This is a genomic window from Rhodococcus sp. NJ-530, assembly GCF_003860625.1.
GTDB lineage: Bacteria > Actinomycetota > Actinomycetes > Mycobacteriales > Mycobacteriaceae > Rhodococcus_F > Rhodococcus_F qingshengii.
The window spans coordinates 397,627-423,201 of the sequence record NZ_CP034152.1 but is presented as its reverse complement, the minus strand read 5'-3'; the positions used below and the strand labels follow the sequence as shown (position 1 = coordinate 423,201).

Here is a 25,575-nt window from a genome sequence, read left to right as displayed (position 1 = left end):
CAATCGCAGTGCGGAGGAAACCGCACGCACTCATCGTGGGTTCCGTGCACGCGGGCTGGTCCGCGTGCGTGAGGAGAAAACTGTGCCCGCCACCATCGATGCCGGAGCGACTGCCTGGTTGCTCGTCAGTACTGCACTCGTACTTCTGATGACGCCAGGACTCGCACTGTTCTACGGCGGCATGGTCCGCTCGACGGGCGTACTCAACATGATCATGATGAGTTTCGTCTCGATCGCACTCGTCACGGTTGCGTGGTTGTTCGTGGGCTACAGCCTCGTGTTCGGCGACGATCACGGTGGCATCATCGGCGGACTCGAGCACATCGGCATGGCGGGCATCGACCCGTCGACGGTGCACGGGAATGTCCCGGAAGTGTTGTTCGCAACCTTCCAATTGACGTTCGCAATCCTTACTGCAGCGCTCATCAGTGGTGCGATCGCCGACCGCGCGAAGTTCTCCGCCTGGATGATCTTCGTCCCCATCTGGTCCTTGCTCGTCTATGTCCCCGTCGCTCACTGGGTGTGGAATCCGCAGGGATGGCTCGCCCAGATGGGCGCACTCGACTACGCCGGTGGCCTCGTGGTCGAAATCGTGTCCGGAGCGTCGGGTCTGGCATTGGCACTGGTCCTCGGCCAGCGGATGGGTTTCAAGGCCGAGTCGATGCGTCCGCACAATCTGCCGTTCGTCCTGCTCGGCGTCGGCCTGCTCTGGTTCGGTTGGTTCGGATTCAACGCCGGCTCGGCCCTTGCGGCCGACGGTATGGCCTCGCAGATCTTCCTCAACACACTCGTCGCCGGTTGCACCGGACTACTCGGCTGGCTGTTCGTCGAGCAGAATCGTGACGGACACCCCACGACGTTCGGCGCAGCTTCGGGCGTCGTCGCCGGTCTGGTCGCGATCACCCCGTCGTGCGGAACGGTGAACATGTTCGGTGCGCTCGTCATCGGTCTGATCGCCGGCATCGTCTGCTCGTACGCCGTGGGATGGAAGCACAAGCTCGGCTACGACGACTCCCTCGACGTCGTCGGCGTGCACCTCGTCGGTGGAATCGTCGGCTCGTTGCTGATCGGACTCCTCGCGACGGCCGTGATGACGGGCGGTCCGGAAGGTTTGTTCTTCGGCGGTGGATTCGCGCAGTTGGGCAAGCAGTTCGTCGGCGTCGTCGTGGTCGCGCTCTATGCCTTCGGTGTGACCTACGGTCTCGGAAAGCTCATCGACAAGACCTTCGGCTTCCGCATTTCGCGTGAAGACGAGGCCCGCGGAATCGACGTTGCCCTGCACGCGGAGTCGGCCTACGAGCACGGAGTCCTCGGCCACGGTCCGATCGGCGGACAGAACCCGAGCCCGTTCCTCCAGCGTCAGCGGGAGGAACGGGAGAACCGCGAGCGGGACTGACCGCCCTCACCGGTTCGCGATTTCCTCCATCAGGATCGGAACGCCGACATTGCAGGAATGAATCCCGACGACGGTGGTCAGTTTCAGCACCTCGAGAATCTCCTTCGGGGTCACTCCCATGTCGAGCGCGGCGCGAATATGGCGTCGTACGCCGGGTGCGTACATGTGTGTGCTCGCCGCATCGACGGCTATGCACAGCAACTGGATCACCTGAGGTGACAGCACCCCGCTGTTCCAGGGCTGCATCGCTGTCTTCATGTACAGCTCGGTCCACTCGGGATCCAGCTCCGAAAGTCCGTCCCACAACGGATTCCAGCCACCCGAATCCTTCATGGCCTGGGTCACGGGAAAAGCTTCACTTGCTCGAACGTCAGTCATCGATCTCCTCAGACCATCGAAAATGCTTGATTCAGTTCACGTTTGAGAATCTTTCCGGTTGCCGTCATCGGCAGCGACGGCACGAACTCGATGCGGCGCGGATATTTGTAGGCGGCAATCTGTTCCCGCGACCATTCCACGAGATCCGATTCGGAGATCTCTTCACTCGGCTCTCGGATCACGTAGGCGACAACTTCTTCGCCGAGGCTCGTGTCCGGCACCCCGACGACGGCGACGAGTGAGACGGCTGGGTGAGTGAGCAGAACCTCTTCGATTTCGCGTGGGTAGACGTTGAATCCGCCCCGCACGATCATGTCCTTCGCGCGATCGACGATGTAGTAATTTCCGTCGGTATCGACCCGTGCCAAATCCCCGGTGCGAAACCATCCGTCGCACATGACTTCCGCCGTCGCCTCTGGTCGGTTGAAATAGCCCTTCATGACGTTGTGCCCGCGAATGGCCAACTCTCCCACTTCATCGGGGCCGGCGATCGTGTGCCAAGAGTCGTCGACAAGCCGCGCTTCGACGCCCCAGATCGGCACGCCGATCGAACCGGGCCGGGGGTCACTCTCCGGGGCACTGAACAAGGCCAGCGGAGAGGTCTCGGACAACCCGTACCCTTCGAGGATCTGAACACCGAAGCGTTCCCGGAACTGTGTCAATATTTCCACGGGAAGCGCTGCGCCACCCGAGATCGCGCACCGCATGTTCTGTGCAACGGTCTCGATATCCACCCCGGATTTCACTACCTCGTCCAGCACGCCGAGCAGTCCCCAATACATGGTCGGGACGCCCGCGAAGACCGAGATCTTTTCGCGTTCCATGATCTCGAGTGCCGCGGTCGCATCGAAGCGCGGCATCAACACCAAAGTGGCACCGACGCAGATTCCCGCATTCATGGTCACTGTCTGGCCGAACGAGTGGAACAACGGCAAAGTCAGGAGATAACGCTCATGCATGGACGGAACGCTCTCGAACAACCGGTTGGTCGACAGTGCATTCAAGACCATGTTGCAGTGAGTGAGTTCGGCGCCCTTGGGCTTTCCGGTAGTGCCGCTGGTGTAGAGAATGACCGCGGTGTCCGTCGGTTCACGAACAACCGCGGCTGCAGGCGTTTCCGTGCCGGACACGGATGCCAGTGCTTCGCCTAGAGTCTCGACTCCGAGGATCGACGACGGTGCACCCGGTTCGGCGCTGATCACGATCAGGGCCGAACAGGTCTCGCTCTGCTCGAACCCGGCGATGGCGTACTCGGCGATCGGCAATTCGGGACTTCCCTCGAAACAGAAGTACAGCTTCGCTTCCGAATCAGCCAGGTGATAGGCAATTTCGCGCCCCTTGAGCAGGATGTTCAGAGGAACGACGACGCCACCGGCCTTGAGAATCCCGTAGTAGACGATCGGGAACTCGAGAACGTTCGGGCAGGACAACGCCACCTTGTCACCTGGCTCGACACCCCGCGAGACGAGCAGATGGGCGATGCGATTCGCGTAGGCGTCGAACTGCGCATACGTCAGCCTCGCTTCCCCGAGAACCAGCGCATCCCGTTCCGGGTATCGCCGGGCCGAATCTTCCAGCAGAGCAGCAAGATCAAGCACGACTGTGTTCCTCCTGCGCCTCGGAATCCGTGGCATGAGACGAGGCGGCGCGCGACACCGACTCGAGCAGTTCCCGCACCAACGATTCCGCCCGCGGCCAATACCCGTATCCGGACGCCGGATTGAGATGTCCGACCTCACCCAGATCCAGCAACCGACTCCCCCATCCTTCAGCCAGACCCACAACTCGGCGATACCCGGCGAGCGGATCGTTCCGACTCGCCGCGACCGTGCTTGGAAACGGCAGACGCTGACGCGGTATCGGTAGCCACCCGTGACGGTCGAGATCTTCGAGAGACGGATAGGACTCGGGCAGCGGAAGTTCGAGATCCGCCGGCGTGACCAGAAGTGCGCCCGCAACCTCTCGATGATGCGCCCTCGCCCAGTGAGCAACTGTCATGACTCCGGCGCTGTGCCCGACCAGGACCACCGGCCCGCAGACACTTGTCAGCACCTCGTTCAATGCCGCAACCCGCGCATCGCGGCTGAGCTTGTCGGTCTCGAGGGGAGGAACCGTCAGAACGTTGTCGAGCCTGCGCGCGAGGTGAGTCTGCCAATGATCTTCGACATGATCCCGCAGACCGGGAACCATTACTACCGTAGTTGATTCATTCATCATGAGCTCCGAACGTCTGTTACTTCAGTGGCGCCGGGGATCTCGGGCCGATTCTGCAACGTCGCCAGCCGCCTCATCCCGGCGGGATAGGCACGCTTGCCGGCTACCAACGCGAGGGCCGCGACGACATAGACGAAGGGCGAAAGCTGTAGAGCGCCGAGAAGACCCAGGTGATCGGCGAGGATGCCGACAACGAAGGGACCGAGCGCCAGCCCGAGAAGGTTGTTGGCGACGGTGAGCGTTCCCATGGCCGACGCTCGAATCGAGTGATGGGTAAGGTTCGCGACCATAGCTGCCGTCGGCCCCGACGAACCGGCGGAGAAGAATGCACCGATACCGAGCAACACGAGTTGTGCTGTCCCCGTGCCCAACCGGAGCCCGATGCTCAGCGTCACCAACGAGATGGCGCAGTAGACGATGGCGGTGGTCCATTTTCGCGCCGAATCGTCGCGGCTGAATCTATCTGTGATGAAACCGCAGACCACCATCCCGCTTCCGACCAGGAGGACGAACACGGAAGCCGTGACGCCGGCCTTGTCCGGGGCCAGATCGTAGTAACGATTGAAGAAGCTCGGCAACCACGCCAGAAGTACTGCGGCGGTGAACATCTGGAGACCACCACCGATGTAGGCGAACAACACGGCTGGATTGGTGAACAGCGAGGACACCGGCGCACGAAAACCGTCGTGTCTCACCGCTTCCCCGGCGGCATCCGGCGCGGCCTCGACGGCGTAAGCGGTGAGCTTCTTCTCGGTGACGAGGGCACGGAAGAGCGCGACCAGAATCAGACCGAAGATTGCCATGGCGGCAAAAGACCACCGCCAACTGAACTGGACTGCGATGAACCCACCGATTGCCACACCGATGACCGAACCGAACGATCCACCGGCCATGAAGGCACCTGCAAGAGCTGCGTGCACGCGGGGCGCAAACACACTGAGGACCACGGCGATACCCACGCTGCCGTACGCCGCTTCACCGACACCGACCAGGAACCGGGCGCCCAACATCTGTTCGTAGGTCTGAGCGATTGCGCACAGCAACGTCGCGACACTCCACAACACCGCCATCAAGATCAAGCTCTTGACGCGGCCCCAGCGGTCCGCGAGCAGCGACAACGGGAACGTCAACAGCCCGACCATCAATGCCACCACGCTGCTCAGGGAGGCGAGGTGCGAATCGGAGAGATCCCAGTCCGCTTTCAGGATCGGGAAGACTGCACTGAGCACCTGCCTCGACATGTAGTCCGAGAGCAGAAGACCGAAAGCCAGGGCGAAAACGATCCACGGGTATAACTTTCGTCGTCCGCCGATTCCGAGCGCGGTGTCCACACGTGGCGTGGCGGGAGCTTGCAGTCCCATGACTCTCCTAGGAAGTACTCGAGGTAGACGGGGGGATTCGGGGGTACGAACCGTCGCGGTTCGTACCCCCGGAACTGTTGTACGAGAGGGTGTGAACTCAGGCGTGCTGCGTGAATCCCAGCTGGCCGATACGGCGGTTGGGCGCGTAACCCAGCTTCGCCAACGTCTCGTCGGTGTCGGCATACGTCTCGCCGATCCGGTAGATGTCCCGAGCTTCCTTCGCGGTAGCCACCTCGCGGCCCAATTCGCCTGCAATGCGCACCAACTGCTCGATCTGCTGCACCGACGTCATCTTCTCGCCCTTGCGGCCCCAGATGGTGTCCTCGTTGCCGCAGCGAGCGTGCAAGCCCATCGCGATGGCCATCGTGTTCACCGGCAGGACGCTACGCATCAGCGTTTCCAGCGTCAGGCACGCACCGTCGGGAACACGCTGGACGAAGTTCATCATGTTGTACGGGTTGGGTCCGTCGAAGCCGCCGCCGATTGCGACCCACGTGAGGTTGACCGGACCCGTGTAGATGCCGCGTCGGATCAACCGCTCCACCGTTTCGAGCTGCGGAATACTGGACAACTGGAAATGCGGCTGGATTCCGGCGGCCTGCAACCGGCGCAGGTGCTCTGCCACCCACTCCGGACCGGCGGGCACAGTCATTTCCCGATACGTATCGGCCAATTCCGGACGCTGCATCGACGTACCCGCGATGTCGTCGTCGGTCATCAGTTCCATGATGTTCATCTGGCTGGTATTGATCGCGATCGTCACCTGATCGGGAGCCGGCTCCAATTCCGCCAGCATGTGACGCACGTCGTCGGACAACCACTTCGCATCGGCACCTTCCCCCTCCGGGGCAAACGAAATCGACCCGCCGACCTGCAGAATCATCTCGGGAACGGCCTCACGCAAGCGACCGAGAAGCTCGTTGAACTTCGACAGACGCTTCGAGCCCTTGCCGTCGAGTTCACGCACGTGGATGTGGAGAACTGTGGCACCGGCGTTGAAACAGTCGACGGCTTGCTGGACGTGCTCGTCCATCGACAGAGGGAGGTCTTCTGCAAAATCGTCCGGCTCCCACTCCGGTCCGTAGGGAGCAACGGTGATGACAAGCTTGTCCTGGGTTTCGGGGAACAGTGAATCGTCGTGGAAATGCATAGCGTGACTCCGATCGAGTGAATGAATTTATCTTCGGGGCTGGGAAGAGAGATCAGAACGGTGCGTCGCCGATGATTCCGGCGCGCTCCATCTTTCGAACCGCGGGCCAGTAGTCCTGCACCGCGTAATGCTGTGTCGATCGGTTGTCCCAGATCGCGACGCTGTTTTCGGTCCAACGCCACCGAACCTGGTACTCGGGAATCTGAGCCTGGCTCGCCAGGTAAGTGAGCAGATTCCCGGCGCCGGGGGCGTAATCGATTCCATAGCGGACGTTCTCGGGCGTGTGATAGTTCACGAGGTGTGTGGCGAACGAATTGACGAAGAGAATCTTCTCGCCGGTCTCCGGATGTGTTCGTACCACGGGATGTTCGGCGTCGGGAAAGCGTTCCTTCAGCTGGTGCCGCTGTTCGATCGGCATCCGAGCGCCGAAGGTCGACTCGATACTGTGCCTGGCACGCAGATCCTTGATCTGCTCCTTGACCCGCGCCGGCAGATTTTCGTAGGCGAGTGCCATGTTCACCCAAATCGTGTCGCCGCCGACAGGAGGTGTTTCCACACAACGCAATACACATCCCATGGGCGGGTTAACGCGCCAGGTGGCGTCGCAGTGATATGCATTCTCGAAATGCTCCGGCGGGCTGTCCAGATCCTTGTAGATGCGGACCAGGCCCGGGTGGTCGGGGTCGCTGCCCAGAGCCGGATGATCCTCGAGTTCACCGAATCGCTGGGCAAGTTCTACGTGCTCGGCTTTGGAGAAGGTCTGGTCGCGAAAGAACAGAACCTTGTGTTCGAGCAACAATGCCTTGATTTCGGCGAAGAGTGCATCATCTCGCGCGACCTCGCCGAGATCCACCCCGGACAACTCTGCCCCGATCGAACAGGTCAATTTCTCGACGCGGATCGTATTCCTCGACGAGGGAAGGTTTTCTGTGAGCGTTGCGGTGTTGGTCATGACAATTCCTCTGGGAAGTGCTGTTTCGGTTCAGACGGAGAAGACGGAGGAACCGATACTGCGACCGGACTCCATGTCGTGGTGCGCACGCACCGCATCTTCGAGGGGGTATCGCTGGTTGATCTCGATCTTGATTCGCCCGGACTCGACGTGTGAGAACAGTTCGCCCGCCAGTTCGGCACGTTCTTCGGGATCCGCGATGTAATCGGCGAGAGCCGGACGTGTGAGGAAGAGTGATCCCTTGACTGCCAACTGCATTGCCTGAATCGGCGGAGTCGGTCCGGACGCCGTTCCGAAGCACACCAGCAGCCCCCGCCTGGCAAGGCAATCGAGAGAGATGTCGAACGTGGATTGCCCGATACTGTCGTAGACAACCGGCACGCCGACGCCCCCGGTGATCTCCTTGACACGCGCGACGACGTCCTCGCGGGTGTAGATGACGACTTCATCGCAACCGTGAGCTCGGGCAACGCTCGCCTTCTCGTCGCTCGACACCGTTCCGATCACTTTGATTCCCAACAGTTTTGCCCACTGGGTGAAGATCAGTCCAACCCCGCCCGCCGCAGCATGTAGCAACACGGTGTCTCCCGCTTTCAACGGGTAGATGCGACGCAGAAGGTAGGCGGCAGTCAGTCCTCGCATGGTCATGGCGGCCGCGGTGTCGAAGGCGATGCCGTCGGGTAGCGCGATCAGGTCGGACGACGCCATGATCCGCTCGGTGGCGTACGCACCCAGCGGACTACCGGTGTAGGTCACACGGTCCCCCACCGCAAAATCGACTACTCCCTCGCCGATCTCTTCGACCACACCGGCGCCCTCGACGCCCATCCCGGCAGGCAATTGCGCAGGATAGAGGCCACTTCGAAAGTAGGTGTCGGCGAAGTTCAACCCCACCGCTTCATGACGAACCCGAACCTCTCCGGCGCCCGGTCGTCCTACCTCGATCTCTTCCCAACGCATGACGGACGGTGTGCCGATCTCGTGGAACCGAATGGCGTTTGCCATCAATGCTCTCCAATTCTGTGGGCGGGCTCGACTCGATTACGGTCGAGCTGTATTCGTACGCAACAACTTCCAGAAGTCGGTGCTCGGCTTCGTGGTCGTGCCGAACTGATGTGAACAAAACTATGTGAGATCCGGCTCACATGCTTAACTTGACGAGACACACAACACAACATTTCGGGACATCGAGTAAAGGGGGCCCTATGAAGCCACTCGCCCGCTACGCGTCACTGAACCGATACGTCGACCTGTGCCGAACAGTGGACGTGGACGCTGTGGCCCTCATGAGAAGTGTCGGCCTGAGCCCGGCAAGCCTGGCGAACCCCGACCAATGGGTACCGGCCGCCTCCATCGCATCGCTCCTGGAGCGATCGGCAGCGGAGTCCGGACACGAAGACTTCGGGCTTCTACTCGCCGGCCTGCGTCGACTGTCCAATCTCGGTCCCCTCAGCTTGGTCATCAGGGAAGAACCAGACGTCAGGAGCGCGCTCGACGTATTGATGCGATACGAGCACACGTACAACGAGTCATTACGCATTCGATTGAACGAGGTCAACGGACTCGCCACCCTGCGAATCTCGCTCGAGGTCGGCGAACCGGTCGACACCAGACAGAGCGTCGAACTCGCAGTCGGCGCGACACTGCAGATCCTGCGGAGTTTCCTGGGTTCTCGATGGCAACCGGTCAGCGTGGGATTCACTCACAATGCCCCGAAAGACACGAGCACGCATCGGCGAATCCTCGGCGAGACGGTGGAATTCGATCACGAGTTCACCGGTATCGTTTTCTTCGCCGCCGACCTGGATGCGGCTAACCAACTTTCCGACGAGTTACTCCGGCCGTACGCTCGCCAGTTCCTCGACTCGCTTCCCGCCTCGGAAACCTCCGATACCCTCAGCCGCACCAAGGAATTGATCGAAGTTCTGCTTCCGACCGGCCGCTGCTCTGTCGAGCAGGTGGCACGCAGTCTCGGATTCGACCGGCGGACACTGCACCGTCATCTCGCCGAATCCGGAGATACGTTCACGGCCGTTCTCAATTCGGTTCGAAGCTCCCTCGCGGAACGATTTGTCTCCAACCCTCGCTATTCGTTGACCGAAGTGGCTGTGCACCTCGGGTTTTCGACGCAGGGTAGTTTCTCGCGCTGGTTTCGCACTCAGTTCTCGATGAGCCCGAGCGCGTGGCGGACTCAGCGCTCGATCAGCTGACCAGCACGACTCCGACGTAGGCGATCGTTGCCACCCACACAGTGGAAATCGCGGCCAGCACGAATGGCCGGGCGCCAACTCCACGAATGACGCTCAACCGCACCCCCAGCCCGAGTGCGAACATCGCGGCCGCCAACAGCGCCGTCTGCACCGTCTTCGCCAGCCCCAGAAGCTCATCCGGCAAGATGCCCGTGGAGCGCAAGCCCATGCAGCCGATGAATGCCACGACGAACAACGGAATCAGCGGGGGACGCTTGGCGGCAGTGCTGTCGACCATCCTGCGTTGCCGGATACTCAGAAACGCCATGACCGGCGCCAACATCAACACGCGCGCAAGTTTCACCACGGTCGCGACACCCAACGCGGTGGCGCCGAGAGCGCTGCCGGCAGCCACCACTTGCGCCACTTCGTGGATCGACCCACCGGCCCACATGCCTGCACCGACCTCGTTCATACCGAAAGCGTTGGCCAACAGTGGGATTGTCGGAATCATCAGAGTTCCGAAGATCACCACCAACGCAACAGCGGTGAGCAACTCTTCCTCTCGCGCATTCACCACACCGTCCGCAGCAGCCACGGCGGCAGCGCCACAGATCGAGAAGCCGCAGGCAATCAGAATTCTCTGCGACCAACTCAATCCGAGAAGTTTTCCGGCATACATGGTCCCGGCGATACCGAGGAATACAATCGCCACCACAACGGCGATCACTCCCCAGCCCAAACCGACGATGTCGGAGAACATCAATTGCAGCCCGAGCAGAGCGATACCCACCCGAAGTAGCCGTTTCGCCGAGAATGCCAGGCCAGGTTGGAATTTCGCCGGCAAAGAGACGGTATTCGCCAACACCGCACCCGCCACGATCGCAATCAGCAACGGACTCACGGCGGAGGTGAACTGACCGGCTATCAGCGCGACCGTGGCCCCCAAGGCGCACAACGCAACTCCGGGCACCAATGCAGCCACACTGGACCACCGTCGTACTTCTGACGAAGGGGCGACTGCGGGTTTCTCGGCCACGGACTTCACATCACGGTTCACTCATCCAGCGTCCTTGAGCCACCATCGCTCCGGTAGGGCGATTTCTACCATCACGGCATATCAAATCGATATGAACGGGAAGTTCGGTATAGCCTGTTTGCATGACCAGACGGTGGCCCGACCTCACCACTCTCGAGCTACTCATCGGCATCGATGATCACGGAAGTCTCAGTGCGGCAAGCCGTTCAGCAAACATTGCGCAGCCGAATGCCAGCCGCGCCGTCAAAGCCCTCGAGCGGCAGCTCGGGATGCCACTCATACACCGAAGGTCGACGGGGGCGACTTTGACTCCGCAGGGGACCGTCATCGTCCACTGGGCGCGCCGCGTCCTCGCCAACTCGAGGCAGCTTCTCGACGTCGCCGAAGGGATGCGGACCGAACGATCCGCGGAATTGACCGTGTGTGCCAGCATGACCGTCGCCGAACATCTGATTCCGGCCTGGCTCGGTATCTTTCGGTCACTACATCCTGGTGTCACCGTCCACCTTCAGGTCTACAACTCGACCCGCGTCCTCGAGGCTGTCGAGGTGGGAATGTGCGACCTCGGATTCGTCGAGTCACCGACCGTTCCGAAGAGCCTGTCCAGCGTCACCGTCGCGCGTGACTCGCTGGTCGTGGTCGTTCATCCGGATCATCCATGGGCGCGTCGACGAAAGCCGCTGACCGTCGCCGAACTGGCAGCGACGCCGCTGCTGGTGCGCGAGCCCGGATCGGGAACCAGAACGACTCTCGACCTGGCGTTACACGAATACGAGCGCGGTGCACCGTTGTTGGAACTGGGTAGTTCGGCCGCGATTCGAACCAGCGTGCTCGGTGGCGTCGGCCCGGCGGTACTGAGCACGCTGGCCGTCGAGGACCAGGTGAAGCAGGGAGAACTTCGGGTCGTAGCCGTCGAAGGCTTGGAACTCGACCGATCCCTGCGCGCAGTGTGGCGTCCCCCGCGTCAGCTCGAGGGTCCCGCAGGAGACCTGATGAAAGTAGTGCGTGCGAGCGGGTCCCGGAAATCCTGAAAGCGGCTTACTTCTTGTCGGCCTTCGCTGCTGCCTTTGCGGCCTTCTTGAACTCGCGGACCTCGAGCAAAGACTGTTCGTCGACCACGTCTGCAATCGAGCGCCTCGAACCTTCGAGCCCGTAGTCGCCGGCCGCTTGGCGCCAACCTTTCGGCTCGACGCCGATCTGTTTTCCGAGCAACGCCAGGAAGATCCGGGCTTTCTGATCCCCGTAACCGGGTAGGGCTTTGAGCCGCTTCAGCACTTCCTTGCCGTCGGGATTTCCCGAAGTCCAGATCGCCGCGGTGTCGCCGTCGTAGTTCTCGACGATGAACTGGCACATGAGCTGGATACGCTCGCCCATCGACTTGGGGAATCGGTGCACAGCCGGAGGCTCGGCACAGACGGCGATGAACTCGTCGGTGTCCATGTCGGCGATACGCCTGACGTCGATACCGCTGAGCCGATCCGCCAGCTTCTTCGGACCGAGGAAGGCCGTTTCCATCGGAACCTGTTGATCGAGAAGCATTCCGATCAACAACGCCAACGGGTCCTCGGCGAGGAGAGCATCAGCTTCGGGGTCACCGACAAGGTTCAGTTGAAGTGCCATGAGTCCGATACTGCCACGTCAGGCGGCAGTTGTGACCGGCGCCGACGCATCCGGGGCCGGAATCTTCCACTTCTTCCAGCCGAACAGAACCACCGTCGAGACCGCGGCAAGCGTGAAGACCCAGAGGTAGACGCCGACGGTCGGAATCCGCAGATACTCGGGCGGCACGAACATGAACAGGCCCATTCCGATGAAGCGATCCGTACCCGGAATGACCGACGGGTCCCACCAGGTGTGAGACCAGTTCAAGACCGGGAGCAGGAAAACGAACGGCGCCACCCACGCCCAGCGCTTCTTCGACACCATCGCGTAGTGCGCGGCGAGGACGACCAGCGGGACGAACCACACCCAGTGATGGCCCCACGAGAACGGCGAGACAGTGGTCGCAGTCAACCCCGTCATGGTGAGGCCGAGCAATTTCTGGCCGTGCCGGTGAGCAATCCACGCGGCACCGAGTCCGAGGCATACCGCCAGCGCACTGAAGACTAGAACCAGGACCCGCGACGGCGTCGGAGTGTGAGTGAGCTGAGCGATCAGACCGGACACGGACTGGTTGCTCGGAGCATCCGTCGGTCCGACGCGTTCGCTGTCGACAAGAGTGCCGGTCCAGTACTTGTACGCATCGTTGTAGATCACGACGAAGCCGATCGCAACGGTCGCAGCGAACGTCACGACGGCCGTCACCAACGCACGCCATTGACGAGTGATGAAGAGGTACGCCCAGAAGAAGGCCGGAGTGAGCTTCACGCCGGCGGCGATGCCTGCCCCGATTCCTCGGAGCCGACTCTTCTCGTCCCGACCGAGGTCCCATACGATCAAGAGCAGCAGGAAGATGTTGATCTGCCCGAGCCAGAGCGTCGTACGTATCGGTTCCATGAACAGAAAGATCGTCGTCGCCAACGCACTCACGGCGTACGCCTTCACGTCGAGCCGATAACCGAGGTACTTCCAGCACAACACGATCACTGCGAACAACGCAGCGATGTTCAAACCCGTCCACACAACAATCGCCTGTTTGAACGAGAGCACCGCCCACACCGTGAACAGCAAAGCCGCAAACGGGGTGTACGTGAACATCATTCCGTCCAGGACTGGCCCGTCGTACAACGGAAGGCCCTGAACCACAACGCTGCCGCCGTGGCGGTAGACGTCGAGATCGAGGAAATTTTCGAAGATCCCCCAGTACCGCGTATTCATCGGCACGGCGAAAAGAACCATCAGCACGGACGCGACTGCCAGAACACCGAGTACAGAGAATCCGAGAACACCGACACGGAGGGTGCGTCGCGGTATGTCAGCTTCGATGACCGACTCTGATTTCGCGGTGTGCGCCTCGAAAGAAGGCCCATCCGAAGCGTTGATCGCGCCCGTCACTACAACCTCCGGGATTCACACCCTATGTCGGGAATTGATGCTCCGAACGGTACAAGACAAGACCGAAAAGTACCGACCGGGCACGCCGCTTCGAGAACTCAGATCTCGGAGAGACGCGATTCGGTAGCTGCGAGCAGAACACACGTAGCCACGCCGTCCATGGCAACTTCGAGTTCAGCCTTGGACGGGAAGCTCGGGGCCAACCGGATGTTCCGGTCATCCGGATCCGTGCTGTACGGGAAAGCCGACCCGGCAGCGGTGAGCGCGATACCCGCGTTCTTCGCCAGTTCGATGACCCGCTTGGCCGTGCCGTCGACCACGTCGAGGCTGATGAAGTATCCGCCCTTCGGCTCGGTCCAAGACGCGACCTTCGATGCACCGAGACGATCCTCGAGGATCCGCAGTACGAGCTCGAACTTGGGCGCGAGGAACGCGCGATGCTTCTCCATGTGCGCACGAACGCCGTCGGCATTGCCGAAGAAACGCAGGTGGCGAAGCTGATTGACCTTGTCCGGTCCGATGCTCTTCTTGCCCAGGAACTTCTGGTACCAGGCAAGGTTTTCCGCCGAGCTACCGAAGAAGCTCACACCAGCGCCGGCGAAAGTGATCTTGGACGTCGACGCGAACACGAGCGGACGGTTGGGGTGTCCGGCCTCCGCTGCCATCGAGAGAATGTCGTAGGAAGGCGCAGTCTCGCCGACAAGCGGATGTACGGCGTACGCGTTGTCCCAGTACAGGCGGAAGTCGGGCGCGGCCGTCGGCATCGACGCGAGCGTACGGACAATTTCTTCGGAGTACACGGCACCGGTGGGGTTCGCGTAAACCGGAACCGCCCACATGCCCTTGATCTGCGGATCTGACGCAACAAGTTCGGCGATCTTGACGACATCCGGGCCGTCGTGGTTCATCGGCACCGCGATCATCTCGATGCCGAGGGACTCGGTGATCGCGAAGTGGCGGTCGTAGCCCGGTGCCGGGCAGAGAAACTTGATCTTCTCTTCCTGTGCCCACGGCCGGGCCGAATCCGGTGTGCCATGAAGCAGTGAGAACACGACGTTGTCGTGCATGATCTCGAGGCTCGCGTTGTTTCCGGCGAGAAGGTTCGCAACGGGGATACCCAGCAGCTCGCCGAAGATGGCGCGCAGTTCCGGCAGACCGGTGAGTCCGCCGTAGTTACGGCAGTCGGTGCCGCTTCCGTCACGGAAATCACCGTCGCCGGGCAGCGTCAGCAGCTCTGCGGAAAGGTCGAGTTGTTCCGGGGAAGGCTTACCGCGGGTCAGATCGAGTGCGAGCTTCTGCGCCTGGAGCTGCGTGTACTTCGCGCTCTGGCTCTCATGCTCGGAGGTGAGTTCTTCATGGCTCATCAACCCGATCTGGGTTTGGATAGGCATCCGGAGCGGCCTTTCACCGACGAGGCGGGGTCGGGTATGTGAAAAAATAGAGGACCCCGCGCACCCGGCAGAGCCCGTTGACCCTTGCTGCCTTCCGGCCCTGGGGGAGTTCACAGGATGCGCGCCGCGCGGGATCCAATGAACAGTGTAGACGGCTTTCTCCGGCCGCTGCACACCACCTACCGGGGCCGAGATGCAAACCTCGAGTTCCACCGGTTCTTCGCAGGTCAGGTACCCGTTTAACGCTTCGCGCCCGCAATTGGGTATGCTGCTCCACGGAGGATTCGCCTAGTGGCCTATGGCGCTCGCCTGGAACGCGGGTTGGGTTAACGCCCTCAGGGGTTCAAATCCCCTATCCTCCGCCAAAGGAACCCCTGTGAACTGCTGAGAAGCGGTTCACAGGGGTTCTTTTCTGTCCTCATGCAACGAGTAATGCAACAGGGTCTCGGTTCAGCTCGATGTTCTGCGAGCTCAGACGGTCTGCCGACTCGTGGTGGTTTCGATCCCGCAGCGCGCCGAATCGGAATGCTGCTGCGTGATTTCGAGTGGCCCGCCGATGGCCCGAACCCGATTCGGGAAGCTATGGCCACATCTGCTCCTGCAGCCCGCGTTGGTCATGAAATGACACCCGCGCCGCAAGTCTTATTTATCCAGATCCCATTCTGGATAAGATAGGCATGGAAAGCAAGGCGGCAATATAGCGTGGATACAGGGAGAGACCAGATGGCGTACAGGACGTTGAAATCGATCTTTCACCAACGAGATCGTGCTGGTGCCGATGCTGAGGAGCGAGCGCGACGCGATTCTCCCGCCGCCGTCCACTGGGACCTACTGATCGGCGAACACTCGACGTTCGCACTGATGACACCCGAAGTCGCAGCGCTGATCGAACGGATCATGAGCTTCGAGCCGAAGATCCGGGCTGAGTGGAACGGGCTGCCGGCCCTCGCGCGCACCCACTACCTGCATCGCATGGTGATCGACGAGATCCAGGCAACGAACGAGATCGAACAGGTCCGCTCAACCCGGAAGGAGATCAGCGAGGCAATCGAGATGGTGTGGGCGGAGCAACCCCTCGCGAACAAGCGGTTCGCCGAGATGGCGCGGCTCTATCTCAATATCGGCAACGACCAGGCCGAGAGTCCGCAGACGCTCGACGACATCCGAGACGTCTACGACGCGGTAACTCGGGGCGAGATTCGCGACGAGGACGCCCCCGATGGGAAGCGGTTCCGGCAAGGGCCAGTATCGATCACGTCAGGAATCAAGGTCGTGCACACCGGTGTGGTACCCGAGTCAGCGATCGACGACGCGCTGACCCTCATGCTGAGCCAGGGGGGCGACGACTCGATTCCACGACTGATCAGGGCAGTGGTCGCGCACTTCATCTTCGAGTACACGCACCCGTTCTACGACGGCAACGGCCGAACCGGACGCTACCTTCTCGCGCTGGACCTTCGACAGGTGTTGGCTCCGTATGCGAGCCTGGCATTGTCGGCGACCGTCGCCGACAACAAGGATCGTTACTACAAAGCATTCTCTGACGCGGAGAATCCATTGAACCGCGGAGATCTGACGCCCTACCTGATCGATATGCTGGAGATCATCGCCGAGGCGCAACATCGACTGCTGCTCGACCTCTCCGAGAGGCGGCATAAGATCGACACACTCGAGGCGCGTATCCGCGTTCTGGTGGAGGATGAGGAATTTCCGCTGAACTTGGGACTCGATCGCGAGTCGACGCCGCCGGTTGATAGCAACCACATCGGCGCAGTCCTGTTCACCCTGGGTCAGACCCACTGCTTCGAGGCGAACCGCGCCATCAAGTTGAACACCCTGGTCGAGGTGGTGGGTCGATCCAGCCAGTTCGCCCGCCCGCGACTTCAGCGCCTGGACGATGCCGGGATCATTGAGACGGTTACGAAGAGACCGCTGCGCTTCCGGCTCACGGCACGGGGGGTATCGCTCCTCGATCTGGATGGGGAGTGATTTTCGCCAGGTCGCAGATGGGCTAGGCGAGCTGGGCCGTCCACCCGATTTTCGACCTACTTCACGAGCGTGGTCCAGAATCACGTCTGCCGGATTGGTACCCCGCAATTTGCGCGGGATACGACCTCGGAACCGCTGGACTTCTTGCTGCCGAACCACGCAATTTCGTTTGACAGACTCACAAACCCGAGGACAGACTTTCCGTCCAACCCAACCATCGGGAGTACGCGTGATTGCCGGCCAGACCAATCTGCTCGCAGATTGCAGCAGTTGCTTCGGTCTGTGCTGCGTCGCACTCCCCTTTTCCAAGTCCTCCGACTTCGCGACCAACAAGAATGCCGGCGACCCCTGCAAGAACCTGCAGCAGGATTTCCGTTGCGGCATTCACACCGGATTGCGAAAGAAGGGCTTCACCGGTTGCACCGTCTACGACTGTTTCGGTGCGGGACAGAAGGTTTCACAGCAGACCTACGACGGCGTCAGCTGGCGTGATGCCCCGGAGACCGCGTCGGACATGTTCGAAACCTTCCCTGTCATACGCCAGTTGCACGAACTGCTCTGGTATCTCGCCGAAGCCCGCTCGCTGAAGCAAACCCACTCGATACGAAAGGAACTCGACGCTGCACTCGCGGAGACGGAAAGCCTGACCAACGGCACACCTTCGCAGATTCGAGCCGTCGACGTCTCAGCACACCGAGCGGCAGTCAACACACTGCTCTTGCAGACGAGTAACCTTGTGCGCTCACCGATCTCAACCAAGAAGGGTCGAAAACTCGACCACCGCGGCGCAGACCTCATCGGCGCCAAATTTCGTGGTTCCGATCTACGTGGGGCCAACTTTCGCGGGAGTTACCTGATCGGTGCAGACCTCCGCGACTGCGAACTCGATCGAGCCGATCTGATCGGTGCAGACTTACGCGGCACCGACATTCGCGGCACAAAACTCCGCGGCAGTATCTTTCTCACTCAGTTCCAGATCAACGGGGCGATCGGCGATTCGGCTACCACGCTGCCCGATTCACTGACCCGCCCCGGCCACTGGGCCTGAACCCGACTGTCAACTCCGTCGACTGTCGGCGACTGTCAACTCCGTCGACTGTTGACGACTGTCAACTCCGTCGACGGAGAACGACCTTGTTAGCTTCCGGATCGACAGACACCCACGGCGGGTCACCGTCCGTTCCGTCCTCACGATGCATCAATGCGCTCTGACGCTGTTCGAATTCATGATGCTTGGACCCCTGAAACAGGGCAGCAACCTCTTCGAAGCCCGCGGCCGAGACCGGACGAGTCGTACGTCCCCGAGTCCACGGCAGTGCCCGGCCGCCGGTGAGCCGGTTCCAGAGAGTCTCGGCGAAAGCGAACAGGACCAGCAGCACGAGCAAGCCTGGCAGCGTCAACGCGAACAGAGTGCCCATGAAAGAAGTCTAGCTGTATGAGGCACGGACGTTAGTTACGCGGTGCCGGCGGTAAGCGGCAGGCGGTCGTCCTCCGCGTGCTGAATGCGGTCGGTGATAATTATAGTGAATGTTCCACACCTCGACGGCAGTGCGCCGCTCGGCTTCGCTGATGTATTCGCGGGAGTACAGCAGTTCTTCGGCGAGGATGCGGTTGTAGCGCTCCACTTTCCCATTGTGTTTCGGCGTGTACGGCTTGATCCGGTAGTGCCGCGCTTCCCGCAGTGAAGCAGTGAAATCTGCTGCCCGATAGCATGATCCGTTGTCGGTGATCACGCGCTCGATCCGGGTGATGCCGTGCGCCGCGAAGAAGAGTCGGGCGTTGTTCATGAAATCGATGGCTGTCGCGGCAGTTTCGTTGTCTCTGGCCTCGGTGTACGCCAAACGGGTGTTGCCATCGATCGCGGAATGCAAATAGGTGTAGCCGACGCGGCCCTGCTTGTTCTTCGTTTTCCGACGTTGTGATCGTTTGGCCTGCTCGGAACCTCGCCCGTGGACGCGCCAACCTCCGCCGTCAGGGATGCGGCCGACCTTCTTCACGTCGACGTGCACCATCTGACCAGGCCGTTTCGCGGCGATGACCTGGGGTTTGCGGTTCGTTTCGCCGTTCGGGTCGATGAACCGGCGGCGATTGAGACCAAGATCCCGCAGGAGTTTCGTGACCGTCCGGCGAGCGATGACCGTTCCGTCCATTCGGAGTTCGAACGTGATGCGCGCGGCCGACCATTTCCGGGTCCGGCGCATCGCTTCGATCTCGGCCACGATCTCTGCGGCGGTGGCGGTGGGTTGATGGTTCGGTGCGCTGGATCTGTCTTGTAATCCCAGTTCACCGTATTTGCGGTACCGGTTGACCCACGTGGAGGCGCATTGTCGGGAGATGCCCATTTCGGCGGCGACGTGGGCGATCGGACGAGTGCGGCACCGCTCGATGAGTCGTCGTCTTCCCTCCACAGTCAGCGGAGCATTACGGTGTGTCACAGGGCTGGTCCCTTTGCTGTTGATGGTCTGTTTCGCAACTTCCATCCTGCCGCGAAGGGCCAGCCCGTCTACTTCAATCCAGCGTCAGCAACGTCCATACCCACAACATCTAGCGACGAACGCCCCCGGTCCCCTCGACTTCCGATCGGCCGCCCTATGTCTGGTCCCGCGGTCGATGATCTGCCACAATGCAAGCTGTTACGACTAGTAACACCTTCGGGGGGAGGATTTCACGTGAGCTTGATACTTGCAGCTACCGATCGTTCGGAGCTTGTCCAGACGCTTGGTACCGAATTAATACATTTCGGGCACCAGATACAGCTCGTCCGCACCGGGCGTCGACTACTCGACGACCTGGACACCGACAGTTTCGATATCGCCGTGATCGATCTCCTTCTGCCGGACATCGACGGCTACGAGATCGCACGGCAGATCCGCTTGCGCAGTTCGATGCCGATCATGATGCTGGTGGATACCTACGAGGACATCGACGAAGCACCACATCGCGCTGTCTCGGACTTTGTGCTGAACCCGATCGATTCTCACGCGCTCGATCTTCGGGTCACCGAAATCCTTCGTGAAACCGCACATCCCGCCCCCGGCAAACACCAACGTCACGGTGACCTGCTCCTCGATCGACGTGCGATGACGGCGACGATGGGCGGAAAGCTGCTGGTCCTCAGTCGGACCGAATGGCGGGTACTCCTGGAGCTGTCGACCGAGCCTGGGCGCGTGTACTCACGTGATCACCTGATCCGAAACGTGTGGGGTTCCGACCACGAAAGAACGCGTGTAGTCGACGCAACCATTCTCAGCCTGCGGTCCAAACTCGAATCCGATCCCGCGAAACCGAAGTACATCAAAACCATCAGGGGATTCGGATACCGCTTCGGCCCGGTCGACTGAAGTCGCCTTCGTGTCGGTGCCGCTCGATAAGCTCTTGTCATGGGTTGGTACACACCACAATCGGTCGCCCCGGATCTCTCCGACATCCTGGTGTGTGGCTGGACGGCGTGCGCAGAAGGAGAACACCTCCTCGTGCCCGATGCTTGCATGGACGTGCTGTGGATACGCGGCGTCGGCATACGCGTCTGTGGCCCCGAAACCGCTGCATGGTCATTCACTCTTCCGCCCGGAACACGCTCCGTGGGTGTTCGATTCCGCCCTGGATCGGCATCGCCGATGTTGCGAACCTCGGCGTCCGAGCTTCGGGATTCTCGCGCCGATCTCAGCGATGTAACCGACGCACGCACGGAACGAATACTGTTGAACCGCTTGGAAAATTCCGAAGACCACGAACAGGTCTCCATCCTCGAAAGCGCTGTTCGGAGTTGGGTAAGTTCGAGTTTCCGTCACGATCCGGTGATCAACCACGTTCGCACCGCACTGTCCGAACATTCGTGGAATGTCAGCTCTCTCGCCGACGCGGCGGCACTGACTTCGCGCCAACTCCAACGTCGATGCAACGACGCCTTCGGATACGGCCCGGCAACGCTGCGCTCGATCCTGCGCCTCCAGCGCTTCATGGCGCTCGCTCGCAGTCGACCCGCGCTGGGACTCGCTGAATCCGCAGCGCACTGCGGATTCAGCGATCAGGCCCACTTGACCCGTGAATGCCGCCGAATCTCGTCGCTGACCCCGGCGGCTCTACTCCGCACCCAAGCCCCCGACTGGCACGGGTCGGATACCGTCGTCGCGCTAGCAGAGGGAGACGCGGTCGCGTAATCCCGACCGCGCTCCCCCGCCGTCACTTCTGCCTGAAAAGCGTCCTTGCCGACCACAGCCCACCGAGGGAAAGAACTGCGACGGTCATGTAGTAGTAACTCGGGGCGTCGAGCGAGCCTGTTGTACTGATCAACCAGGTCAAGACCAACGGCGCGATTCCGCCGAGCAAAGTCACTCCGAGGTTGTACGACAATGACATTCCGGTAGCCCGGATCTCTGCCGGGAACAGCGAACTCATCAGGGCGGGCAAGGGACCGAAGGCAAACGCCATGATGACACCCAGGACCGAAACAACCAGGACGAGGGTCAGAGTCGACGGGTGATCGACCATCAATTTGAAGAGCGGCCAGGCCAAGACGATTGCCGCAACGGCGGCCCAGGTCATAACTCTCGCCGGTCCGACCCGGTCTGCAAGATGCCCGATCAACGGCACGGTGATCAAGGTGACCAGTCCGGCGACGATGCCGCCGAGATAGCCGGCCGAGGCGGAAACTCCGAGGTTCTTCACGGCAAACGTCGGCATGTACAAGATGAGGTAGATCGAGATAGTCGCGACGCCCACTACTGCGGCACCAGTCAGCACCCGGCCGAGATGCCTGGTCAGCGTCGTCTTCAGCGGAGCCCTTTCCGGGACGCTCGTCTTGAAATCGTCCGTTTCGTCAAGCTTGGCACGGATGTAGAGTCCGACCGGCCCGACGATGATGCCGAAGAAGAACGGAACGCGCCAGCCCCACGAGTAGAGCGCTTCATGCGAAAGGTGGGTGTTGAGCACGTATCCGAACAGCGATGCCAGGAAAACCGAGGCACCCTGGCTGGCAACTTGCCAGGAAGAGTAGAACGCCTTCTTGTGTGGCTCAGTCTCCACGAGGAAGGTTGTAGCAGTACCGAATTCACCGCCGGCGGAGAATCCTTGAATGAGACGCGAAACAAGGATGACGACGCCGGCCCACGGTCCGATCATCGAGGTCGTCGGCGCCACGGCCATGATGAGCGTGCCGATCATCATCAGCATCATCGTCAACGTCAAGGCGTTCTTGCGCCCGCGACGATCGGCGTAGCTACCGAGAACCATCCCGCCAAGCGGCCGGATGACGTACGAGATCGCAAACGTCGCGAACGTCAGTATCAAACCGAGCGTGTTGTCGCCGCCGGGAAAGAAATTATGGGCGATCACCACTGCGAATGATGCGTAGACGATGACGTCGAACCATTCGAGCGCAGCGCCGAGCGAACTGCTGATCACCGCCTTGCGAGCAGCGGCCAGGCGTTCCGGGGTGACTGTTCCGGAGGTTGGCGTAGTTGCCGTGGACATGGTTTTCCTTAGGGGGTCAGGGTGGGTCAGGCGCGGGCGTGAGCGATGACGTTCCGAACGAACTGCTCGCACTGTGCCAATTGGTCAAGTGTCACGTACTCGTCAGGTGCATGCGCCTGAGTGATGCTTCCCGGCCCACACACGACAGTGGGGATACCGATAGTCGCGAACATCCCGGCCTCGGTGGCGTACGCGACCTTTTCGTCCGAGGCCCGACCACCCCATTGTTCGACCAGTGCGGCCGCCGAAGCATTCGCATCCGTCTCCAGGGGAGGAACCGAGGCCGACACGTGCATCGTCACGGAGGCTGACGGGTTTTCTTCCTGCATCAGGTTTTCGATCCGATTCGCCTCGGCGGCAAAGCGTTCGAGCAAATCTGCGGCGCCAGCTGAGCTGATGCTCCTGAATTCGAAAGTGATGGAGCAATCCTCGGGGACAGTGTTCACTGCGATCCCGCCGGATACGAGATTGACCGAACACGTCGTCCAGGCCACGTCGAATGCGTCGTCGTACGGGCCGGACGCACGGAGCTCGTCGGCCGCGCTTCTGACGAATCGAATCAACTCCGCGCCGTATTCGATCGCGTTGACTCCTTGCGGAGTAAGCGACGAGTGCGCCGAAACACCATGCAGATCAACACGTATGACGTTCATCGACTTGTGTGCGCGAATGACCCGCATCTCCGACGGCTCTCCGACGACGCACACATCAGGGCGCAGGTTCCGGGAAACAACCTCCTCGACCAACCCGGCCGCACCGATGCAGCCGACTTCCTCGTCGTAGGAGAATGCAAAGTGAATCGGCTTCGCCAGCGGCCGAGCAACGATGTCGGGGATCGCAGCGACGACGATCCCGATGAACGACTTCATGTCGCACGTGCCACGTCCGTACAGGCTTCCGTCGCGAACGTCGGGCGTGAAAGGCTCGCTACTCCAGTCTTGATCGTCGACCGGCACTACGTCTGTATGGCCGGAGAACATCACGCCGCCGGCAGTACTTCCGTCAGGAGGAGTGAACGTTGCCAACAAGTTGAGCTTCGTTCCCTCGTCATCGGCAACAAGTACCGGCTCGACCCCATGGCGACGTAGTTCCGCCGCAATGAGATCGATCAACGGTCGATTGCTCACGGCACTCGTCGTATCGATTCCGATGAGGCGTTGCACCCACTCGAGGCTTCTCTCGGTCGGAACAGCGGGCAACGTGGTCGATGACATCTGGTTTCTCCTTTCACAGCGTGAACGCGGTGGGCACTCGCCACCGCGTTCTGCCCTTCGAGCATGAATGAAGTGATCCCAGACACAATGAAGATGCACGATACTTGCACCATGATCGAAGAAACGCAGGATTCCGCCGTACTGGACGACGTCGACCTCGCCCTGATCAATTGCCTGCAACTCGACCCGCGAGCGTCGTGGCGCACGGTTGGCGACGCGCTCAAAGTGGATCCGGTTACCGTGGCTCGCCGCTGGCAGCGGTTACAGGATTCCGGCACCGCTTGGGTCTCTGCCAGGGCAACCGGCCATGGCCGTCCGGAATCGTGTCTGGCTTTTGTCGAAGTCGACTGCACGACTTCGAACGCGTTGACGATTGCAGAACGACTTGCCCGCTGGCCGCACGTACTGAGCGTCGAACACACAAGCGGCCCAGGCGACTTGACACTTCTCGTCGAGGTCAGAGACATGGCTTTCCTGTCGCGCTTCCTGCTTCGGTCGCTCGCGTCGGTACCCGGGATCGTCAGTTCGCGTGCACACCTCGTCACCGAGGTCTTCGCGATCGGAGACGACTGGAAATTGCAGGTACTCGATGCCGCGCAGCGAGCGACGATGACAGACCGGCCTGTGCGCTACAAATATGCTCCGACGGATCAGCGCCATCACGGGAAGACCTTCGACGCGGTCGACCGCCAATTGATATTGAAGCTGGGCGAGGACGGTCGATCCTCGATTGCCGAGCTCACGGTCGGTACCGGCCTCAGCGAAAGTACGGTCAGGCGGCGACTTGCCGAACTGACGTCGCGCAACCAGATCGTGTTCCGCTGCGACGTGTCTCTGCCACTGTCCGGCTGGCCCCTCGTGACCTGGGTGTGGGGATATGTCGATCCCACGGACCGGTCGACGATTCGTGCCCTGGTGGAGCGAGTGCCGGGAACGCGGGTGTGCATGCGGATATCCGGTGGACGCGCCAACACACTGCTCGCGATCGCCGCACACTCCCTTCGCGAAACTCCCATTACCGAAGTACAACTCGCACAAGAGGCACCGGGCCTGGTGGTGCTGAACAGGTCAGTGGTGCTGCGATCGATGAAGAGGGTGGGCCGACTTCTCGACGACGAGGGCAAGAGTGCCGGGGTCGTACCGATGGACATCTGGGCGGAAGCCCCGGAGATCGAGTGAATGTCCGAAATAATCAATCACGATGCGCTGTGGCGGTGAAGGATTGTTGTCATGACTTCAACAGAGATCTCCCCCGCCCAGCGTTATCGGGATCTGGCTGCCGGATTCACGGCCCGGATCGACGCCGTACCCGCCGACCGCTGGGACGACGATTCCCCCTGCGAGGGCTGGACCGCCCGCGACGTGGTGAGACACGTGCTCGACAGCGAACGAGACATGGTCAAGGTAGTCGGCCTGGAATTGGCACCCGGTCCGTCGGCCGACGACGACCCGTCGGCAGCCTGGGCGGCCGTCCGCGATTCGATGCAGGAAATTCTGGACGATCCGGCAAAGTCCACCCTGGAATACGACGGACACTTCGGCAGGACCAACCTCGGGGCCACGGTCGAAGGGTTTTTGTGTTTCGATCTGGTCATCCACGGTTGGGACCTCGCGGCCGCAACCGGCACCGATACGACGATGCGAGACGCGGACGTGGAGTGGGTGTCGGAGATCGCCGCGGGCCTGGGCGAGTCGATCCGCATGAGCGGTGTGTGCGGCCCGGAAATGCAGGTTCCGGACAACGCTGACAAAGCGACGAAACTCCTTGCCTTCCTCGGCCGGAAGGCGTGAAAAAGCACCCCTGACGTGGGCATTACTTCCATACGCATGTAATGT

At 61.1% G+C, this 25,575-nt stretch carries 24 protein-coding genes, 1 tRNA gene and 1 other RNA gene; 10 read left to right on the top strand and 16 right to left on the bottom strand.

Translation table 11 applies throughout. The features are described from left to right. The first annotated feature begins 82 nt into the window (after positions 1-82). Entirely contained in the window at positions 83-1,396 is a 1,314-nt protein-coding gene (locus tag EHW12_RS01990) for an ammonium transporter (protein WP_003943791.1), read from the top strand. Between the two features lie 6 nt (positions 1,397-1,402). On the opposite strand, the gene EHW12_RS01985 is transcribed toward EHW12_RS01990, so the two are convergent. The 7 genes from EHW12_RS01985 to EHW12_RS01955 form a co-directional block, all read right to left on the bottom strand. Continuing rightward, the gene (locus tag EHW12_RS01985) at positions 1,403-1,774 is read right to left on the bottom strand and encodes a carboxymuconolactone decarboxylase family protein (RefSeq protein ID WP_020905896.1); all 372 of its coding nucleotides are present in this window, start codon (positions 1,772-1,774) and stop codon (positions 1,403-1,405) included. Positions 1,775-1,782: 8 nt separating this feature from the next. Next, a complete protein-coding gene (locus EHW12_RS01980; protein ID WP_125050224.1) occupies positions 1,783-3,372 on the bottom strand; it encodes a long-chain fatty acid--CoA ligase in 1,590 nt (529 codons plus the stop codon). Beyond that, positions 3,365-3,988 carry an alpha/beta fold hydrolase gene (locus EHW12_RS01975; RefSeq protein WP_125050223.1) on the bottom strand — a complete coding sequence of 208 codons (624 nt, stop codon included), beginning with the start codon at positions 3,986-3,988 and terminating at the stop codon, positions 3,365-3,367. The genes EHW12_RS01980 and EHW12_RS01975 overlap by 8 nt, the downstream gene beginning before the upstream one ends. Then, on the bottom strand, positions 3,988-5,349 hold the full coding sequence (locus EHW12_RS01970) for an MFS transporter (RefSeq protein WP_007731563.1): 1,362 nt from the start codon (positions 5,347-5,349) through the stop codon (positions 3,988-3,990). The genes EHW12_RS01975 and EHW12_RS01970 overlap by 1 nt, the downstream gene beginning before the upstream one ends. Positions 5,350-5,446: 97 nt before the next feature. Continuing rightward, positions 5,447-6,499, bottom strand: a complete 1,053-nt coding sequence (locus EHW12_RS01965) for a 3-keto-5-aminohexanoate cleavage protein (RefSeq protein ID WP_003943988.1) — start codon at positions 6,497-6,499, stop codon at positions 5,447-5,449. 52 nt (positions 6,500-6,551) lie between these two features. After that, positions 6,552-7,451 (bottom strand): TauD/TfdA family dioxygenase, encoded by a 900-nt coding sequence (locus tag EHW12_RS01960; protein ID WP_007731564.1) that lies wholly within the window; start codon positions 7,449-7,451, stop codon positions 6,552-6,554. Positions 7,452-7,481: 30 nt separating this feature from the next. Continuing rightward, positions 7,482-8,456: a quinone oxidoreductase gene (locus EHW12_RS01955; protein WP_003943928.1), complete on the bottom strand. Its 975-nt coding sequence runs from the start codon at positions 8,454-8,456 to the stop codon at positions 7,482-7,484. A 200-nt stretch (positions 8,457-8,656) separates the two neighbouring features. Here EHW12_RS01955 and EHW12_RS01950 point away from each other — a divergent pair, with 200 nt between their 5' ends. Then, positions 8,657-9,661, top strand: coding sequence for an AraC family transcriptional regulator (locus tag EHW12_RS01950; RefSeq protein WP_007731570.1), 1,005 nt, complete (start codon positions 8,657-8,659; stop codon positions 9,659-9,661). On the opposite strand, the gene EHW12_RS01945 is transcribed toward EHW12_RS01950, so the two are convergent. Then, positions 9,654-10,700 carry a putative sulfate exporter family transporter gene (locus EHW12_RS01945; RefSeq protein ID WP_080726573.1) on the bottom strand — a complete coding sequence of 349 codons (1,047 nt, stop codon included), beginning with the start codon at positions 10,698-10,700 and terminating at the stop codon, positions 9,654-9,656. The genes EHW12_RS01950 and EHW12_RS01945 overlap by 8 nt on opposite strands. Positions 10,701-10,801: 101 nt before the next feature. Between EHW12_RS01945 and EHW12_RS01940 the strand changes: the two genes are divergently transcribed. After that, complete coding sequence (locus EHW12_RS01940) at positions 10,802-11,710, top strand: LysR family transcriptional regulator (RefSeq protein ID WP_003943906.1); 909 nt, start codon at positions 10,802-10,804, stop codon at positions 11,708-11,710. A 7-nt stretch (positions 11,711-11,717) separates the two neighbouring features. On the opposite strand, the gene EHW12_RS01935 is transcribed toward EHW12_RS01940, so the two are convergent. From EHW12_RS01935 to ffs, 4 genes are all read right to left on the bottom strand, one after another. Continuing rightward, positions 11,718-12,299 (bottom strand): HhH-GPD-type base excision DNA repair protein, encoded by a 582-nt coding sequence (locus EHW12_RS01935; protein WP_003943868.1) that lies wholly within the window; start codon positions 12,297-12,299, stop codon positions 11,718-11,720. 18 nt (positions 12,300-12,317) lie between these two features. Beyond that, positions 12,318-13,673 (bottom strand): glycosyltransferase 87 family protein, encoded by a 1,356-nt coding sequence (locus EHW12_RS01930; protein ID WP_125050222.1) that lies wholly within the window; start codon positions 13,671-13,673, stop codon positions 12,318-12,320. A 98-nt stretch (positions 13,674-13,771) separates the two neighbouring features. Further along, entirely contained in the window at positions 13,772-15,064 is a 1,293-nt protein-coding gene (locus tag EHW12_RS01925; protein WP_003943985.1) for an aminotransferase class I/II-fold pyridoxal phosphate-dependent enzyme, read from the bottom strand. 41 nt (positions 15,065-15,105) lie between these two features. Next, positions 15,106-15,205, bottom strand: an RNA gene (gene ffs / locus EHW12_RS01920) — signal recognition particle sRNA small type. Positions 15,206-15,341: 136 nt separating this feature from the next. Here ffs and EHW12_RS01915 point away from each other — a divergent pair. From EHW12_RS01915 to EHW12_RS01905, 3 genes are all read left to right on the top strand, one after another. Further along, positions 15,342-15,429: transfer RNA gene (locus EHW12_RS01915), tRNA-Ser, on the top strand. A 532-nt stretch (positions 15,430-15,961) separates the two neighbouring features. Continuing rightward, positions 15,962-17,053 carry a Fic family protein gene (locus tag EHW12_RS01910; protein ID WP_231914983.1) on the top strand — a complete coding sequence of 364 codons (1,092 nt, stop codon included), beginning with the start codon at positions 15,962-15,964 and terminating at the stop codon, positions 17,051-17,053. A 229-nt stretch (positions 17,054-17,282) separates the two neighbouring features. After that, positions 17,283-18,101, top strand: a complete 819-nt coding sequence (locus EHW12_RS01905; protein ID WP_083059286.1) for a pentapeptide repeat-containing protein — start codon at positions 17,283-17,285, stop codon at positions 18,099-18,101. Positions 18,102-18,162: 61 nt separating this feature from the next. Here EHW12_RS01905 and EHW12_RS01900 read toward each other — a convergent pair whose 3' ends face one another. Continuing rightward, on the bottom strand, positions 18,163-18,471 hold the full coding sequence (locus tag EHW12_RS01900; protein WP_007731580.1) for a DUF6191 domain-containing protein: 309 nt from the start codon (positions 18,469-18,471) through the stop codon (positions 18,163-18,165). Between the two features lie 9 nt (positions 18,472-18,480). Further along, a complete protein-coding gene (locus EHW12_RS01895) occupies positions 18,481-19,488 on the bottom strand; it encodes an IS481 family transposase (protein WP_125050221.1) in 1,008 nt (335 codons plus the stop codon). A 234-nt stretch (positions 19,489-19,722) separates the two neighbouring features. Between EHW12_RS01895 and EHW12_RS01890 the strand changes: the two genes are divergently transcribed. Together EHW12_RS01890 and EHW12_RS01885 are read left to right on the top strand one after the other, a co-directional pair. Further along, positions 19,723-20,394, top strand: a complete 672-nt coding sequence (locus EHW12_RS01890; RefSeq protein WP_125050220.1) for a response regulator transcription factor — start codon at positions 19,723-19,725, stop codon at positions 20,392-20,394. A gap of 39 nt (positions 20,395-20,433) precedes the next feature. Beyond that, complete coding sequence (locus EHW12_RS01885) at positions 20,434-21,213, top strand: helix-turn-helix domain-containing protein (RefSeq protein ID WP_003943809.1); 780 nt, start codon at positions 20,434-20,436, stop codon at positions 21,211-21,213. Between the two features lie 22 nt (positions 21,214-21,235). On the opposite strand, the gene EHW12_RS01880 is transcribed toward EHW12_RS01885, so the two are convergent. Together EHW12_RS01880 and argE are read right to left on the bottom strand one after the other, a co-directional pair. Continuing rightward, positions 21,236-22,525 carry an MFS transporter gene (locus EHW12_RS01880; RefSeq protein WP_125050219.1) on the bottom strand — a complete coding sequence of 430 codons (1,290 nt, stop codon included), beginning with the start codon at positions 22,523-22,525 and terminating at the stop codon, positions 21,236-21,238. A gap of 26 nt (positions 22,526-22,551) precedes the next feature. Then, on the bottom strand, positions 22,552-23,739 hold the full coding sequence (gene argE / locus EHW12_RS01875) for an acetylornithine deacetylase (RefSeq protein ID WP_125050218.1): 1,188 nt from the start codon (positions 23,737-23,739) through the stop codon (positions 22,552-22,554). 111 nt (positions 23,740-23,850) lie between these two features. Between argE and EHW12_RS01870 the strand changes: the two genes are divergently transcribed. Together EHW12_RS01870 and EHW12_RS01865 are read left to right on the top strand one after the other, a co-directional pair. Further along, positions 23,851-24,918, top strand: coding sequence for an Lrp/AsnC family transcriptional regulator (locus EHW12_RS01870; protein WP_064073653.1), 1,068 nt, complete (start codon positions 23,851-23,853; stop codon positions 24,916-24,918). Between the two features lie 51 nt (positions 24,919-24,969). Next, a complete protein-coding gene (locus EHW12_RS01865; RefSeq protein ID WP_125050217.1) occupies positions 24,970-25,530 on the top strand; it encodes a TIGR03086 family metal-binding protein in 561 nt (186 codons plus the stop codon). The last annotated feature ends 45 nt before the right edge of the window (positions 25,531-25,575 follow it).

Excerpts from the sequence above, each read along its gene's own strand:
- EHW12_RS01985 (WP_020905896.1), bottom strand. The coding sequence starts at position 1,774 with ATGACTGACGTTCGAGCAAGTGAAGCTTTTCCCGTGACCCAGGCCATG.
- EHW12_RS01975 (WP_125050223.1), bottom strand. The coding sequence starts at position 3,988 with ATGAATGAATCAACTACGGTAGTAATGGTTCCCGGTCTGCGGGATCAT.
- EHW12_RS01970 (WP_007731563.1), bottom strand. The coding sequence starts at position 5,349 with ATGGGACTGCAAGCTCCCGCCACGCCACGTGTGGACACCGCGCTCGGA.
- EHW12_RS01965 (WP_003943988.1), bottom strand. The coding sequence starts at position 6,499 with ATGCATTTCCACGACGATTCACTGTTCCCCGAAACCCAGGACAAGCTT.
- EHW12_RS01960 (WP_007731564.1), bottom strand. The coding sequence starts at position 7,451 with ATGACCAACACCGCAACGCTCACAGAAAACCTTCCCTCGTCGAGGAAT.
- EHW12_RS01955 (WP_003943928.1), bottom strand. The coding sequence starts at position 8,456 with ATGGCAAACGCCATTCGGTTCCACGAGATCGGCACACCGTCCGTCATG.
- EHW12_RS01950 (WP_007731570.1), top strand. The coding sequence starts at position 8,657 with ATGAAGCCACTCGCCCGCTACGCGTCACTGAACCGATACGTCGACCTG.
- EHW12_RS01940 (WP_003943906.1), top strand. The coding sequence starts at position 10,802 with ATGACCAGACGGTGGCCCGACCTCACCACTCTCGAGCTACTCATCGGC.
- EHW12_RS01935 (WP_003943868.1), bottom strand. The coding sequence starts at position 12,299 with ATGGCACTTCAACTGAACCTTGTCGGTGACCCCGAAGCTGATGCTCTC.
- EHW12_RS01925 (WP_003943985.1), bottom strand. The coding sequence starts at position 15,064 with ATGCCTATCCAAACCCAGATCGGGTTGATGAGCCATGAAGAACTCACC.
- EHW12_RS01910 (WP_231914983.1), top strand. The coding sequence starts at position 15,962 with ATGAGCTTCGAGCCGAAGATCCGGGCTGAGTGGAACGGGCTGCCGGCC.
- EHW12_RS01900 (WP_007731580.1), bottom strand. The coding sequence starts at position 18,471 with ATGGGCACTCTGTTCGCGTTGACGCTGCCAGGCTTGCTCGTGCTGCTG.
- EHW12_RS01885 (WP_003943809.1), top strand. The coding sequence starts at position 20,434 with ATGGGTTGGTACACACCACAATCGGTCGCCCCGGATCTCTCCGACATC.
- EHW12_RS01880 (WP_125050219.1), bottom strand. The coding sequence starts at position 22,525 with ATGTCCACGGCAACTACGCCAACCTCCGGAACAGTCACCCCGGAACGC.
- argE (WP_125050218.1), bottom strand. The coding sequence starts at position 23,739 with ATGTCATCGACCACGTTGCCCGCTGTTCCGACCGAGAGAAGCCTCGAG.
- EHW12_RS01870 (WP_064073653.1), top strand. The coding sequence starts at position 23,851 with ATGATCGAAGAAACGCAGGATTCCGCCGTACTGGACGACGTCGACCTC.
- EHW12_RS01865 (WP_125050217.1), top strand. The coding sequence starts at position 24,970 with ATGACTTCAACAGAGATCTCCCCCGCCCAGCGTTATCGGGATCTGGCT.